The organism is Carnobacterium iners, from assembly GCF_900177385.1.
In the GTDB taxonomy this organism is placed as follows: Bacteria; Bacillota; Bacilli; order Lactobacillales; family Carnobacteriaceae; genus Carnobacterium_A; species Carnobacterium_A iners.
On record NZ_FXBJ01000002.1, the window covers coordinates 1784404 to 1799323 of the forward strand.

Sequence of the window (14920 nt, forward strand, 5' to 3'; positions counted from 1 at the left end):
TATAAAAGAGTAGAGGTACTAAATAGAAATAGTGAAGAAAAAGAAGGAGTTCCTATGAAAACAGACGTATTTCCACTGACTTATTTTAAAAACATTTGGACGCCTAGAATAATCTTTAAAAAGCGTCACGAATTAAATTGGTTCCAACTTATCCTTGTTTTATTTTTTTTAACAAGCATACTCATGGTCCCTGTATCCTTGAATTTCTTAAAGATGGAAACTTATCCTATTGAAGAGAGTTACCCAGATACACTTGCATTAGTAGACGAGTCTGTTGTTGCAGCTTTTCAAGCAGCAATAAATGAAGATGGAGTGTTAGTTACTGATCCTGGGTCACAGGTAGTTAAGGAAAATGGTGTAGTGAGTATAACAAACTCAGATTCTATTATTAAAGAAAATTTGAAAGCAGAAAATGCGCTTATCTTTTCAGACAACGAACTTTATTTAAAAAATAAAGGTGTACCGGTTTCCGACGTACGATACACAAAGGATTTTAATCCTAGTCAACTAAACTCTGTCAAAGATATGAAAGCAGCTATTTCACGTCAGTGGTTTTTTCAAAACCGCGTCTATGTGATAGGATCTTTGTTGTTGTTGGTGTTCAGTATATTATTTGTCAGTACTATTTTAATTGTTTTGGGATCTGCTGTGTTTTTATATTTAACTAGAAAAAATTCTTTTTCATCTATTAAAACTTACAAGGAATCCGTTAATTTAATTCTCAACGCATTAGGCATTCCTTCTTTACTCGTATTAATTTCAGGTTTTATCCAATTTGATGTTGTTGTCATGCTAACCATTCAGTCAATTGGTTTAGCCTTAATGATCTTAGCAGTTTTTTATACAACACGTTTTAATGATAAAGTCCCAGTTAAAAATAATAGAAAAGCTACTGGAGGTAAAACAAATGACTAAACGTTTATTTGAAGTAGATCCTTGGAAAATTAAATCTTCTTCTTTAGAAATAAAAGACAAACGTCTACAAGAAAGTCTGACATCCATCGGAAATGGTTATATGGGGATGCGCGGGAATTTTGAAGAGGGATACTCAGGAGATAGTCACTTGGGTACTTACGTTGCCGGTGTCTGGTATCCTGACAAAACCCGTGTTGGTTGGTGGAAAAATGGTTACCCAGAGTATTTTGGAAAAGTCATCAACTCAACCAACTTTATTCCAATAGAAATTGCACTAGACGGCATCAAAATTGATTTAGCTAAAGATACAGTTAAAGATTATTCAATAGAACTAAATATGAAAACGGGTATTTTAGCTCGTTCTTTCATAGTAATAAAAGAACAATTAGAAGTCCAATTTTGTTTTAAACGCTTTGTTAGTATTGTTGTAAAAGAATTGGCCTTAATTAATGTCTCTGCAAAAGTATTAAAAGGGGAAGCAAAAGTTACCTTTAAGCCTTTGATGGATGGAAATGTAACCAATGAAGACAGCAACTACGAGGAAAATTTCTGGTTAGAAATCGATCGTGCTACTGGTGAGAAAAGTCACCTAACAACACAAACAATCCCAAATCCTTTCGGAATCGAACAATTCACTGTGACAACGATGATGCAGACTCTTGCTGAAAAAGCTGATGCTCGTCAAACAAATGAAGATTTTATGAAAGTTGAAGAAAAAATTGATTATCACTTAGCTACTGGTGAACAAGCAATGGTGACTAAATTAGTAAGTGTCGTTACGAGTAGAGACATTAAAACAGACAACCAAATCGCTGTTGCAACTAGTATTTTAGATGGGGCTATCGAAAAAGGTCCTAATACCTTAGAACAAGAACACGTGGCTGCTTGGGCTGAACGTTGGCGTAAAGCAGATGTAGTTATTGAAGGAGACGATGAGAGTCAACAAGGTATTCGTTTTAATATTTTCCAGTTGTTCTCAACTTACTATGGGGAAGATTCAAGATTAAATGTAGGTCCAAAAGGATTCACAGGCGAAAAGTACGGTGGAGCAACCTATTGGGATACAGAAGCATACATTATACCCATGTATCTATCTGTTGCGGATGAAGCTGTATCAGAACAATTGTTGAAGTACCGCTATGATCAATTAGATGGAGCTTTTCACAACGCCAGACAACAAGGACTAAAAGGTGCTCTTTATCCAATGGTTACGTTTAATGGAGTAGAGTGCCACAATGAGTGGGAGATTACGTTTGAAGAAATCCACCGTAATAGTTCCATTGCTTTTGCTATCTATAACTACACAAATTACACTGGAAAAGAAGATTACTTGTTAACAAATGGAATCGATGTTTTAGTTGGTATTTCGCGTTTTTGGGCTGATCGTGTGCATTTTTCTGCAAGAGAGAATTGCTATATGATTCATGGTGTAACAGGTCCAAATGAGTATGAAAATAACGTGAATAACAATTGGTACACGAATAAGATGGCTACTTGGACATTGAATTATACTTTAGAAAGTTTAGGGAAAATTTCTGATGATAAAAAACAGGCTTTAGGTGTATCAGATGAAGAAATAGCTCAATGGTTGGAGATTATTGTTAAAATGTATTACCCATATGATAAAGAATTAGACGTTTTTGTTCAGCATGATACATTTTTAGATAAGGATTTACGGCCTGTTTCTGCATTAAGCAAAGAAAATCTACCAATCAATCAAAACTGGTCATGGGATAAAATCTTACGTTCTTGTTTCATCAAGCAAGCAGATGTATTGCAAGGCATTTATTATTTAGGAGATACATTTACGATAGAAGAAAAAGAGCGAAATTTTGATTTTTATGAACCAATGACGGTTCACGAGAGTTCTCTATCGCCCTCTATTCATGCTATATTAGCTGCAGAATTAGGCAAAAAAGAAATAGCTGTTGCATTTTATGCCCAAACAGCTCGTTTAGATTTAGATAACTACAACAACGATACCGAAGATGGGCTCCATATTACGTCTATGAGTGGCGGATGGTTAACCATTGTTCAAGGATTCGCTGGTATGCGCACAGCCCAAGAAACGTTATCGTTTAAACCATTCTGCCCAGGTAATTGGGATGGTTATAACTTTATGATCAAATATCGCTCACGCTTATTACACATTACAGTAACGAAAAAAGACGTTACAGTTAAGTTAAGTGAAGGAGAAGCGCTAAGCATTGAATTGTACAACCAAAAAATTAAATTAATGGATACTGTTACCGTTGCTATCCAATAAACTACCATGAAATGAAGAGGTGTCAACGTTGATAAAAGGATTTATTTTTGATTTAGATGGCGTGTTAACGGATACAGCAGAGTATCATTACCTAGCTTGGCAGGAATTAGCTAAAAAAATGGGTATTTCTATTGATCGCGTGTTTAATGAACAATTAAAAGGAATTAGTCGAATGGATTCACTAGAACGAATCTTAGCTTATGGCAATAAAAGTGATGCCTATACTAAAGAAGAAAAGTTGCAGTTAGCTGATGAAAAAAATGAAGAGTACAAAAAATTAATAACTAAAATTTCTCCGAGGGATTTATTACCAGGTATAAAAGAGTTTATGGCGGAATTAAAACAAGCAGATATGAAATTAGCCTTAGCCTCTGCAAGTAAAAATGGACCAGATATTTTGAATCAACTTGGAATCGCTGACTTATTCGATACGATTGTTGACCCAGCAGCATTAGCTAATGGGAAACCAGATCCAGAGATTTTTATTAAGGGTGCCAAGCAATTAAACTTAACTCCTGAAGAATGCATTGGAGTTGAAGATGCAAAAGCAGGAATTGATTCTATCAATGCAGCTGATATGTTTTCAGTTGGGGTGGGAACTCCAGAATCAATGAAGTTTGCAGATATGTTTGTAGTGGATACTGCTCAATTAAACTACGCATCTATTTTAGCTAACATAAAAGATAGATAAGGAGGAAACGAGTCGATATGGAAAAAAAATGGTGGAATAATTCTGTCGTTTACCAAGTTTATCCCAGAAGTTTTCAAGATAGCAATGACGACGGCATTGGGGATTTAAGAGGAATTATTCAACGACTAGATTATTTAGCTGATTTAGGAATCGATGTTATCTGGTTAAGTCCAATTTATCAATCACCAAATGACGACAATGGATACGATATTAGTGATTACGAGGCTATTTCGTCAGAATTTGGAACAATGGCTGATGTTGAAGAACTGATTAAACAATCTGGAGAACGCGGGATTAAAATTTTAATGGATTTAGTTGTTAACCACACTTCTGATGAACACATCTGGTTCAAAGAAGCTTCAAAAAGTAGAGAAAATCCTTATCGTGATTACTATATTTGGCGTGATCCATTAGAAAATGGAGAAGTCCCTAATGACTTAACGTCTGTCTTTAGCGGTTCTGCATGGGAACTAGATGATCAAACCAATCAATATTACTTGCATCTCTATAGCAAAAAACAGCCAGATTTAAACTGGGAAAATCCCAAAGTTCGTGAAGAAATCTATGAAATGATGAATTTTTGGCTAGAAAAAGGTATTGGTGGTTTCCGGATGGATATTATTGATACTATTGGAAAAATCCCTGATAAACTTATAACAACTAATGGACCTAAATTACATGACTATATCCAAGAAATGAATCGTGCTACTTTTGGCCAGTATGATGTTTTAACAGTAGGAGAAACGTGGGGAGCAACGCCAGAAATAGCAAAACTCTATTCTGATCCAATAAGACAGGAATTATCAATGGTTTTTCAATTTGAACATATTGGGCTAGATCAATTACCTGGTAAACCTAAATGGGATACAAAAAAACTTGATTTTATTGAGTTAAAAGCTGTCTTTTCCAAATGGCAAACAGAATTGGGAAATAAAGGGTGGAACAGTCTATTTTGGAATAACCATGATATTCCAAGAATTGTTTCTAACTGGGGAGATGATTCACCGGAGTATCGTATTGTTTCAGCGAAGATGTTTGCGACTTTCTTGCATCTTTTAAAAGGAACACCGTATATCTTTCAAGGAGAAGAAATTGGGTTAATAAACACACCAGTTACCTCTATAGAAGAAATAGATGATATAGAGACGGTAAACTTTTATAATGAGCGAGTAAGTGAAAATTATTCTAACGATGCTATTTTCTCTTCTATCAATAAAAAAGGTCGCGATAATTTAAGACGACCAATGCAGTGGGATAGCACAGAAAATGCAGGATTTACTAAAGGTAAACCCTGGCTAGCACTGAATCCGAATTATTCAAGCATAAATGTATTACAGGATCAACAAAGTAAAAATAGTATTTTTACATACTACAAAAAACTTATTCAATTACGTAAAGAAAATGAGTTAGTTGTTTATGGAGAATACAAAGAGCTAGTGCCTGAGGATAAACAACTCTACGCCTATGAACGAAGTTACAATGGAGAAACCTGGTTAATTGTCTTAAATTTTTATAAAAAAGAAACCGTCTATAAAGATAGTCAACAAAGGACTGCTTCAATTGTGATAAGTAATTATCCAGATAGTTCTGATAATCTTTCAGATTTAAAGCTTCGACCATTTGAATCGATTGTTTTCAAATTAAACGAAAGATATCAAAAGTAAACGAAATAAAGTCAGACACCTCATAATATTATTTTCGAAAACATGAACGTTGAAGATCAATTATTGTTAAATGTTCATTTATTACATTTCCTTTGTATATATATACGTGAATAAAAAATATAGCTTTGAATAAAATGTTCGCTTATCTTTATAGATGAGTAAACATTTTATTTTTTTGTTGACCGATTATTAAAATATTGTTATAGTAGTTGTTGTTAGCGATTAGTAGCGAATGAACAGCAAAATAATTTTTAGTTATTTGATAAACTCTTTGACATTTGTTAAAGTCTTGTGCTACACTATTGAGTGTTCAACAGTACAGAATAAATTTATTTATTTGGATATTTATTCAAATGGAAAAATATTTATTCAAAAAAATGTTGACATACTAAAATAAAATTGTTATTATTTAGAAGTTGTCAAAACGACAGCACAAACAAATTAGACCTTTGAAAACTGAACAAAGTAAAATAATAAACTGTGAACGGCGGTTCGGCCAAGGGTCGAACCAAAAGAAACAAAGTGAAAGGAATTTCGCTAGCAAGTCATTTTAATGAGCTTCAAGCATCGTTAAAAAGCGAAACAATCCTAACGGGTTGCTTCAACTTTTATGAGAGTTTGATCCTGGCTCAGGACGAACGCTGGCGGCATGCCTAATACATGCAAGTCGAACGCTTCTACTATTGAGTGCTTGCACTCGATAGTAGAGGAGTGGCGGACGGGTGAGTAACACGTGGGTAACCTGCCCATAAGTGGGGGATAACATTCGGAAACGGATGCTAATACCGCATAATTCTGATTGCCGCATGGCAGACAGATGAAAGGTGGCTTCGGCTACCGCTTATGGATGGACCCGCGGCGTATTAGCTAGTTGGTGAGGTAATGGCTCACCAAGGCAATGATACGTAGCCGACCTGAGAGGGTGATCGGCCACACTGGGACTGAGACACGGCCCAGACTCCTACGGGAGGCAGCAGTAGGGAATCTTCCGCAATGGACGAAAGTCTGACGGAGCAATGCCGCGTGAGTGAAGAAGGTTTTCGGATCGTAAAACTCTGTTGTTAGAGAAGAACAAGGATGAGAGTAACTGCTCATCCCCTGACGGTATCTAACCAGAAAGCCATGGCTAACTACGTGCCAGCAGCCGCGGTAATACGTAGATGGCAAGCGTTGTCCGGATTTATTGGGCGTAAAGCGAGCGCAGGCGGTTCTTTAAGTCTGATGTGAAAGACCCCAGCTCAACTGGGGAAGGTCATTGGAAACTGGAGAACTTGAGTGCAGAAGAGGAGAGTGGAATTCCATGTGTAGCGGTGAAATGCGTAGATATATGGAGGAACACCAGTGGCGAAGGCGACTCTCTGGTCTGTAACTGACGCTGAGGCTCGAAAGCGTGGGGAGCAAACAGGATTAGATACCCTGGTAGTCCACGCCGTAAACGATGAGTGCTAAGTGTTGGGGGGTTTCCGCCCCTCAGTGCTGCAGCTAACGCATTAAGCACTCCGCCTGGGGAGTACGGCCGCAAGGCTGAAACTCAAAGGAATTGACGGGGACCCGCACAAGCGGTGGAGCATGTGGTTTAATTCGAAGCAACGCGAAGAACCTTACCAGGTCTTGACATCCTTTGACCACTCTAGAGATAGAGCTTTCCCTTCGGGGACAAAGTGACAGGTGGTGCATGGTTGTCGTCAGCTCGTGTCGTGAGATGTTGGGTTAAGTCCCGCAACGAGCGCAACCCCTATTATTAGTTGCCAGCATTCAGTTGGGCACTCTAGTGAGACTGCCGGTGATAAACCGGAGGAAGGTGGGGATGACGTCAAATCATCATGCCCCTTATGACCTGGGCTACACACGTGCTACAATGGATGGTACAACGAGTCGCAAGATCGCGAGGTCAAGCTAATCTCTTAAAGCCATTCTCAGTTCGGATTGCAGGCTGCAACTCGCCTGCATGAAGCCGGAATCGCTAGTAATCGCGGATCAGAACGCCGCGGTGAATACGTTCCCGGGTCTTGTACACACCGCCCGTCACACCACGAGAGTTTGTAACACCCGAAGTCGGTGAGGTAACCCTTTTGGGAGCCAGCCGCCTAAGGTGGGATAGATAATTGGGGTGAAGTCGTAACAAGGTAGCCGTATCGGAAGGTGCGGCTGGATCACCTCCTTTCTAAGGATATAACGGAACCGTCACAGTTGTTTTACTTTGTTTAGTTTTGAGAGGTCTAATCTTCTCAGAAAGCAAGTAGTTGTTCTTTGAAAACTGGATAGTGTTTAACATGTAAGAAAAGCAAGAAACCAAGAAAACATCGCGTTTTATTTTTTAATGTATTTCTTCACCTTAGGGTGAATGGAATAGTTAACATGACCATAGGTTAAGTTAATAAGGGCGCACGGTGGATGCCTTGGCACTAGGAGCCGAAGAAGGACGGGACTAACGCCGATATGCTTTGGGGAGCTGTAAGTAAGCTTTGATCCAGAGATTTCCGAATGGGGAAACCCAACACTCTTTATCGGGTGTTACTATTGACTGAATACATAGGTCAATAGAGGTAGACGCAGAGAACTGAAACATCTAAGTACCTGCAGGAAGAGAAAGAAAAATCGATTCCCTGAGTAGCGGCGAGCGAAACGGGAATAGCCCAAACCAGAAAGCTTGCTTTCTGGGGTTGTAGGACTGAACACATAGAGTCATAAATGAACGAAGTAGGAGAAGCGACCTGGAAAGGTCCGCCGAAGAGGGTAAAAGCCCCGTAACTGAAACTTTGTTCACTCTGATCAGTATCCTGAGTACGGCGGAACACGAGAAATTCCGTCGGAATCCGGGAGGACCATCTCCCAAGGCTAAATACTCCCTAGTGACCGATAGTGAACCAGTACCGTGAGGGAAAGGTGAAAAGAACCCCGGAAGGGGAGTGAAACAGCACCTGAAACCGTGTGCTTACAAGTAGTTAGAGCCCGTTAATGGGTGATAGCGTGCCTTTTGTAGAATGAACCGGCGAGTTACGATCCCATGCGAGGTTAAGTTGATGAGACGGAGCCGTAGCGAAAGCGAGTCTGAATAGGGCGAATGAGTATGTGGTCGTAGACCCGAAACCAAGTGATCTACCCATGTCCAGGTTGAAGGTGCGGTAATACGCACTGGAGGACCGAACCCACGTATGTTGAAAAATGCGGGGATGAGGTGTGGGTAGCGGAGAAATTCCAATCGAACTTGGAGATAGCTGGTTCTCTCCGAAATAGCTTTAGGGCTAGCCTCGGAATTAGAATCATGGAGGTAGAGCAACTGTTTGGACTAGGGGCCCTTCTCGGGTTACCGAATTCAGATAAACTCCGAATGCCATTGATTTATATCCGGGAGTCAGACTACGAGTGATAAGATCCGTAGTCGAGAGGGAAACAGCCCAGACCACCAGCTAAGGTCCCAAAGTTTATGTTAAGTGGAAAAGGATGTGGGGTTGCTTAGACAACTAGGATGTTGGCTCAGAAGCAGCCATCATTTAAAGAGTGCGTAATAGCTCACTAGTCGAGTGACCCTGCGCCGAAAATTTACCGGGGCTAAACATAACACCGAAGCTGTGGATAGAACTTAGGTTCTATGGTAGGAGAGCGTTCTAAGGGCGTCGAAGCTAGACCGTGAGGACTGGTGGAGCGCTTAGAAGTGAGAATGCCGGTATGAGTAGCGAAAGACGGGTGAGAATCCCGTCCACCGAATGACTAAGGTTTCCTGGGGAAGGCTCGTCCTCCCAGGGTTAGTCGGGACCTAAGTCGAGGCCGATAGGCGTAGACGATGGACAACAGGTTGAGATTCCTGTACCAGTTTGTTTTGTTTGAACAATGGAGGGACACAGTAGGCTAAGGAATACGCACTGTTGGATATGTGCGTCCAAGCAACAAGTCTTGAGGTGAGTCAAATGCTTGCCTCTATTAAGGACAAGTTGTGATGGGGAGAGAAATTAAGTATCGAAGTTCCCGATGTCACACTGTCAAGAAAAGCTTCTAGTTAGAAACAATCTGCCCGTACCGCAAACCGACACAGGTAGTCGAGGAGAGAATCCTAAGGTGTGCGAGCGAACTCTCGTTAAGGAACTCGGCAAAATGACCCCGTAACTTCGGGAGAAGGGGTGCTGACCAATTGGTCAGCCGCAGTGAATAGGCCCAAGCAACTGTTTATCAAAAACACAGGTCTCTGCTAAATCGAAAGATGACGTATAGGGGCTGACGCCTGCCCGGTGCTGGAAGGTTAAGAGGATGGGTTAGCTCTCGAGCGAAGCTCAGAATTGAAGCCCCAGTAAACGGCGGCCGTAACTATAACGGTCCTAAGGTAGCGAAATTCCTTGTCGGGTAAGTTCCGACCCGCACGAAAGGCGTAATGATTTGGGCACTGTCTCAACGAGAGACTCGGTGAAATTATAGTACCTGTGAAGATGCAGGTTACCCGCGACAGGACGGAAAGACCCCATGGAGCTTTACTGCAGTTTGATATTGAGTGTTTGTACAGCTTGTACAGGATAGGTAGGAGCCTATGAAGCCAGGACGCTAGTCTTGGTGGAGGCAATGGTGGGATACTACCCTTGCTGTATGACCACTCTAACCCTCAGCCATGATCTGGCTGGGAGACAGTGTCTGACGGGCAGTTTGACTGGGGCGGTCGCCTCCTAAAGTGTAACGGAGGCGCCCAAAGGTTCCCTCAGAATGGTTGGAAATCATTCGTAGAGTGTAAAGGCAGAAGGGAGCTTGACTGCGAGACCTACAAGTCGAGCAGGGACGAAAGTCGGGCTTAGTGATCCGGTGGTTCCGTATGGAAGGGCCATCGCTCAACGGATAAAAGCTACCCTGGGGATAACAGGCTTATCTCCCCCAAGAGTCCACATCGACGGGGAGGTTTGGCACCTCGATGTCGGCTCATCGCATCCTGGGGCTGTAGTCGGTCCCAAGGGTTGGGCTGTTCGCCCATTAAAGCGGTACGCGAGCTGGGTTCAGAACGTCGTGAGACAGTTCGGTCCCTATCCGTCGCGGGCGCAGGAAATTTGAGAGGAGCTGTCCTTAGTACGAGAGGACCGGGATGGACACACCGCTGGTGTACCAGTTGTTCTGCCAAGAGCATCGCTGGGTAGCTATGTGTGGACGGGATAAACGCTGAAAGCATCTAAGCGTGAAGCCCCCCTCAAGATGAGATTTCCCATCACGTAAGTGAGTAAGACCCCTGAGAGATGATCAGGTAGATAGGTTGGAAGTGGAAGTACAGCGATGTATGGAGCGGACCAATACTAATCGGTCGAGGACTTAACCATTTTTAAACGATGAAGAAACGGTTTTATTGTCTTATAGTTAAACACTACCCAGTTTTGAGAGAACAACGTTCTCTTATAACTAAAAGATGTGTGGTGGCGATGGCAAGAAGGTCACACCTGTTCCCATGCCGAACACAGCAGTTAAGCTTCTTAGCGCCGATGGTAGTGAAGGGTTTCCCTTTGTGAGAGTAGGACGCTGCCGCGCATCTTTATTTTTCCGCAATAGCTCAGCTGGTAGAGCGCATGACTGTTAATCATGATGTCGCAGGTTCGAATCCTGCTTGCGGAGTACATAGATATCTATGGAAATAAATGAATAGAGAGTTCTATTAGAACGACCTTGGAGAGTTGTCCGAGCGGCCGAAGGAGCATGATTGGAAATCATGTAGGCGGTGCACACTGTCTCAAGGGTTCGAATCCCTTACTCTCCGTCATCCTAGTTTGGCCCGTTGGTCAAGTGGTTAAGACACCGCCCTTTCACGGCGGTATCACGGGTTCGAATCCCGTACGGGTCATGTTGGTTACTGGAGGTTTAGCTCAGCTGGGAGAGCATCTGCCTTACAAGCAGAGGGTCGGCGGTTCGATCCCGTCAACCTCCATGTTTAAAATTTAAAGGTCTCGTGGTGTAGGGGTTAACATGTCTGCCTGTCACGCAGAAGATCGCGGGTTCGATTCCCGTCGAGACCGTTGCAACAAATTAAGGCCTGGTAGCTCAGTTGGTAGAGCACTTGATTGAAGCTCAAGGTGTCGGCAGTTCGATTCTGTCCCAGGCCACCATTTTTTAATAGCGGAGGGGTAGCGAAGTGGCTAAACGCGGCGGACTGTAAATCCGCTCCTTCGGGTTCGGCAGTTCGAATCTGCCCCCCTCCACCATTTTTTTAAAGAGTGACCTTTTTTTATAGGGATATAGTTCAATGGTAGAATTATGGTCTCCAAAACCATCGATGTGGGTTCGAATCCTACTATCCCTGTGTTGTATTTTTAAAAAAACTACCCTTTTATTATGGCGATTGTGGCGAAGTGGTTAACGCACCGGATTGTGGTTCCGGCATTCGTGGGTTCGATCCCCATCAGTCGCCTTTTTTTATTGGGCTATAGCCAAGCGGTAAGGCAAGGGACTTTGACTCCCTTATGCGTTGGTTCGAATCCAGCTAGCCCAGTTTTATTTTTTAACCAATCCAATTTAATGATGGCGGTATAGCCAAGTGGTAAGGCAGAGGTCTGCAAAACCTCCATCACCGGTTCAAATCCGGTTACCGCCTTATTCGATAGATTGATTGTTTACCTATCATGCCGACGTGGCGGAATTGGTAGACGCGCTGGACTCAAAATCCTGTGCCCGCGAGGGCGTGCCGGTTCGATTCCGGCCGTCGGTATAAAATAGACATCAAACGTTTCTGTAACGTTGCGGTGTTTTTTTTTGTGGAAAAATAAATTAATGAAGTTTTTAGGTTCTATAATCGGTTATGAAGCAAAAGGAGTATAATCCATTTAAAATGATTGATAAGCTTGTATTTCAGTGTTTAAGTACGTTATACTTGTCTTGAAAATGGTAGTAAAAAATATGAAATGAGGTATTCAATTGACTAAAATAACAGATCAGTTCGAAGCAATATTAAAACAGAAACAAATCCCTTTAGCTAAAAGAGAAATTGAAAATGGCCAAGTTTCTTATAATGGAAAATTTCAATTAACAAACGAAAAAGCTTTACCTTTTGGTATTGTATTTGATAAAGAAGACGAGAGATCAGATTATCAAATCGTATACCATCATTTAGCTTTTGTATCAAACTTTAGTAAAAAAGTAACTGTGTTAGAGTTGATTAACGAGTTAAACGAATTACAATCAGGTTATTATCGTATTTGTCTAGGTTCTGATGGCGAAATTTACATGAGATTATTAGGCAGAACCTCAACGGACGTTATGCCTCTTTATGAAATGCTAGTAACAGGTTCAACTATTGCTAAAGCTATTTTACCAAGAATTGAAGAAGTTCTTAATGACAAACAAGTAAAATAAAGACGATAAAACTTGTCTAAAGGAGATAAAAATATGACAGCTCCCAAAAGTCTATTCCATGCTGAAATGGTTAATGAAAATGGTGTCGATGGAGTAGCTTATGTAAAAAATGATGGCTTAAAAGTAAGTCTATCTAGTCCGACTTCAAGTGCTCCTGGGACAAATCCAGAAGAATTGTTGGGTCTTTCTTTAAGTACTTGTTTAAATGCTACAATTCAATCCGTATTAAAGGCTAGAGGCAAACAGAATAAGAGTAGAGTCGAAGTTCAAGTAGATTTTGTAAAAGAAACAACAAAACCTGGTTATTATTTTGATGTACTTGCTACAGCACAAATAGATGGATTAGGATTTGATGAAGTACAAAAACTTGTAGAAGTAGCAGAGCGACTTTGTCCAGTATCTAAATTATTAATGGGCAGTCAAACTGTTATTGTCAAGGCTATCGAAGGTTACACGAATTAAAAAATAAAAAACCTGTTGCTCACATCGAACACTGCTGAGCAACAGGTTTTTTTAACGGTAATTAGTAAATTGTAATGCGATTGGTAAATTAGCTTCACGTAATAGAGCCATTACTTTTTGCAAATCGTCTCTATTTTTACCAGTGACCCTAATTTGGTCGTCTTGAATTTGTGTTTTTACTTTTAGTTCAGCTTGTTTAATGAGTTGTATTATTTTTTTTGTATTTTCTTTATCAATTCCATTAACTAAATCAGCTGTTTGCCTGATATTTCCGCCAAAGGCTTTTTCAATTTTTTCGAAGTGAAGATTTTTTGAAGAAATGTCTCTTTTAACTAGTTTATTAGTCAAGATATCTTTCACTTGTTCTAATTTAAATTCGCTTTCTGAAACAATAACTAATTGATCTTTTTCTAATTTAACTTCACTAATTGTGCCTTTGAAATCAAAGCGGGTATCAATTTCTTTTTTGACCATTTGGATTGCATTTTTTACTTCTTCTAAATTTGTTTCTGAAACAATATCAAAACTAGCTTCTTTTGCCATTATTTTGCCTCCATTAAATTTATGAAATTGGTTACATTAGTTATATTGTACCATAATTTGTAGCGTGGCTAAAGATAGCATAACAAATAAAACAAAGACATAGAGTCATTTCTTTATGACTTATCAAAATCTTGTTAAACGGTACAAACAATAGTCTCAGGAGGGTACACATTGAAACAACTAAAAACACCGATTTTTTGGAAAGAGCAAGCTAAAAAAATATTTTTCGTTTTATTTGCATCTATTACAAATTCGTTTGCCTTAAATAATTTTTTGATTCCATCTCAAATATATGCTCCTGGAGTAAACGGGATATCTCAATTGCTCTCACATCTTTTTAAAAATGGATTTCAAATCACAATCGATACGGGGATATTTATATTACTTATTAATATTCCCATCGCTTTATTAGGTTGGTTTAAAATTGGTAAAGATTTCACTCTTTATAGTTTTATGACTTCTGTCTTGATTTCTTTTTTCACTATTATCTTACCTATTTCGCCATTAACAACTGATCCAATTATGAACTCACTTTTTGGAGGAGTAATTGGTGGAGCGGGTATCGGGTTTGCACTAAAGTATGGTTTCTCTACTGGAGGATTAGACATTATTTCAATGGTTTTAGCTAAAACAACTGGTCGCTCAGTTGGGAGTCTATTATTGACTATAAATGGAATGATTGTCGTTGCAGCTGGCTTTATTAACGGTTGGCAGTATGCGATGTATACCTTGCTTTCTATCTATGTTATGACCAGAGTAGTTGACATGATTCATACTAGTGATCAAAAAGTAACGGCGATGATTGTTACAAATGATCCTGATGCTTTAATCAAAGCTATTCATGCCAAACTGATACGAGGTATTACCGTTATTCCAGCTAAAGGTGGTTATACAGGACTTGATCGATCTGTTTTAATGATTGTCATTAGCAATTATGAAATGTATGATTTAGAACAAGCGGTTAAAGAAGCTGATGCAGCAGCTTTTGTTAACTTCATAGGAACAAACAAAGTAGTAGGAGAATTTTTAAGTTCGGATCAACAAAAAGCTAGAAGAACGAATCAATAAAAA

General features: G+C 40.1%; 8 protein-coding genes, 12 tRNA genes and 3 rRNA genes. 22 read left to right on the top strand and 1 reads right to left on the bottom strand.

All coding sequences use genetic code 11. The annotated features are described in order from the left end of the window. The first annotated feature begins 54 nt into the window (after positions 1–54). From B9Y54_RS08545 to B9Y54_RS08645, 21 genes are all read left to right on the top strand, one after another. Positions 55–915 (top strand): DUF1189 domain-containing protein, encoded by an 861-nt coding sequence (locus B9Y54_RS08545; RefSeq protein ID WP_085559869.1) that lies wholly within the window; start codon positions 55–57, stop codon positions 913–915. Next, a complete protein-coding gene (locus B9Y54_RS08550) occupies positions 842–3181 on the top strand; it encodes a glycoside hydrolase family 65 protein (RefSeq protein WP_420836106.1) in 2340 nt (779 codons plus the stop codon). Before B9Y54_RS08545 ends, B9Y54_RS08550 begins: the two co-directional genes overlap by 74 nt. A 28-nt stretch (positions 3182–3209) precedes the next feature. Next, positions 3210–3872, top strand: a complete 663-nt coding sequence (gene pgmB / locus B9Y54_RS08555) for a beta-phosphoglucomutase (protein ID WP_085559871.1) — start codon at positions 3210–3212, stop codon at positions 3870–3872. A 17-nt stretch (positions 3873–3889) separates the two neighbouring features. Then, the gene (locus B9Y54_RS08560) at positions 3890–5536 is read left to right on the top strand and encodes a glycoside hydrolase family 13 protein (RefSeq protein ID WP_085559872.1); all 1647 of its coding nucleotides are present in this window, start codon (positions 3890–3892) and stop codon (positions 5534–5536) included. Positions 5537–6142: 606 nt separating this feature from the next. Next, positions 6143–7700: ribosomal RNA gene (locus tag B9Y54_RS08565) — 16S ribosomal RNA — on the top strand. Positions 7701–7903: 203 nt separating this feature from the next. Continuing rightward, a 23S ribosomal RNA gene (locus B9Y54_RS08570) occupies positions 7904–10824 on the top strand. A gap of 89 nt (positions 10825–10913) precedes the next feature. After that, positions 10914–11029 (top strand): 5S ribosomal RNA (gene rrf, locus B9Y54_RS08575). Together the 16S, 23S and 5S rRNA genes with 12 tRNA genes alongside form the textbook arrangement of a ribosomal RNA operon. A gap of 11 nt (positions 11030–11040) precedes the next feature. After that, positions 11041–11113, top strand: a tRNA-Asn gene (locus B9Y54_RS08580). 53 nt (positions 11114–11166) lie between these two features. Continuing rightward, positions 11167–11255, top strand: a tRNA-Ser gene (locus B9Y54_RS08585). 12 nt (positions 11256–11267) lie between these two features. Beyond that, a tRNA-Glu gene (locus B9Y54_RS08590) sits at positions 11268–11339 on the top strand. Positions 11340–11350: 11 nt separating this feature from the next. Next, positions 11351–11423 (top strand) — tRNA-Val (locus tag B9Y54_RS08595). Positions 11424–11438: 15 nt separating this feature from the next. Beyond that, positions 11439–11511 (top strand) — tRNA-Asp (locus B9Y54_RS08600). A gap of 14 nt (positions 11512–11525) precedes the next feature. Further along, positions 11526–11601: transfer RNA gene (locus tag B9Y54_RS08605), tRNA-Phe, on the top strand. A gap of 12 nt (positions 11602–11613) precedes the next feature. Then, positions 11614–11697 (top strand) — tRNA-Tyr (locus tag B9Y54_RS08610). 27 nt (positions 11698–11724) lie between these two features. Continuing rightward, positions 11725–11795: transfer RNA gene (locus tag B9Y54_RS08615), tRNA-Trp, on the top strand. 35 nt (positions 11796–11830) lie between these two features. Continuing rightward, positions 11831–11903 (top strand) — tRNA-His (locus B9Y54_RS08620). A gap of 9 nt (positions 11904–11912) precedes the next feature. Further along, positions 11913–11984 (top strand) — tRNA-Gln (locus B9Y54_RS08625). A 31-nt stretch (positions 11985–12015) separates the two neighbouring features. Then, positions 12016–12086, top strand: a tRNA-Cys gene (locus B9Y54_RS08630). 30 nt (positions 12087–12116) lie between these two features. Next, a tRNA-Leu gene (locus B9Y54_RS08635) sits at positions 12117–12200 on the top strand. 206 nt (positions 12201–12406) lie between these two features. Beyond that, a complete protein-coding gene (locus tag B9Y54_RS08640; RefSeq protein ID WP_085559873.1) occupies positions 12407–12844 on the top strand; it encodes a hypothetical protein in 438 nt (145 codons plus the stop codon). 33 nt (positions 12845–12877) lie between these two features. After that, positions 12878–13306 carry an OsmC family protein gene (locus tag B9Y54_RS08645; RefSeq protein ID WP_085559874.1) on the top strand — a complete coding sequence of 143 codons (429 nt, stop codon included), beginning with the start codon at positions 12878–12880 and terminating at the stop codon, positions 13304–13306. A 51-nt stretch (positions 13307–13357) separates the two neighbouring features. On the opposite strand, the gene B9Y54_RS08650 is transcribed toward B9Y54_RS08645, so the two are convergent. Then, positions 13358–13849 carry a YajQ family cyclic di-GMP-binding protein gene (locus B9Y54_RS08650; protein ID WP_085559875.1) on the bottom strand — a complete coding sequence of 164 codons (492 nt, stop codon included), beginning with the start codon at positions 13847–13849 and terminating at the stop codon, positions 13358–13360. Between the two features lie 171 nt (positions 13850–14020). Here B9Y54_RS08650 and B9Y54_RS08655 point away from each other — a divergent pair, with 171 nt between their 5' ends. After that, complete coding sequence (locus B9Y54_RS08655) at positions 14021–14917, top strand: YitT family protein (RefSeq protein ID WP_085559876.1); 897 nt, start codon at positions 14021–14023, stop codon at positions 14915–14917. Positions 14918–14920: the final 3 nt, after the last annotated feature.

Coding starts and splice junctions, on each gene's coding strand:
- B9Y54_RS08545 (WP_085559869.1), top strand. CDS start 55: ATGAAAACAGACGTATTTCCACTGACTTATTTTAAAAACATTTGGACG.
- B9Y54_RS08560 (WP_085559872.1), top strand. CDS start 3,890: ATGGAAAAAAAATGGTGGAATAATTCTGTCGTTTACCAAGTTTATCCC.
- B9Y54_RS08645 (WP_085559874.1), top strand. CDS start 12,878: ATGACAGCTCCCAAAAGTCTATTCCATGCTGAAATGGTTAATGAAAAT.
- B9Y54_RS08650 (WP_085559875.1), bottom strand. CDS start 13,849: ATGGCAAAAGAAGCTAGTTTTGATATTGTTTCAGAAACAAATTTAGAA.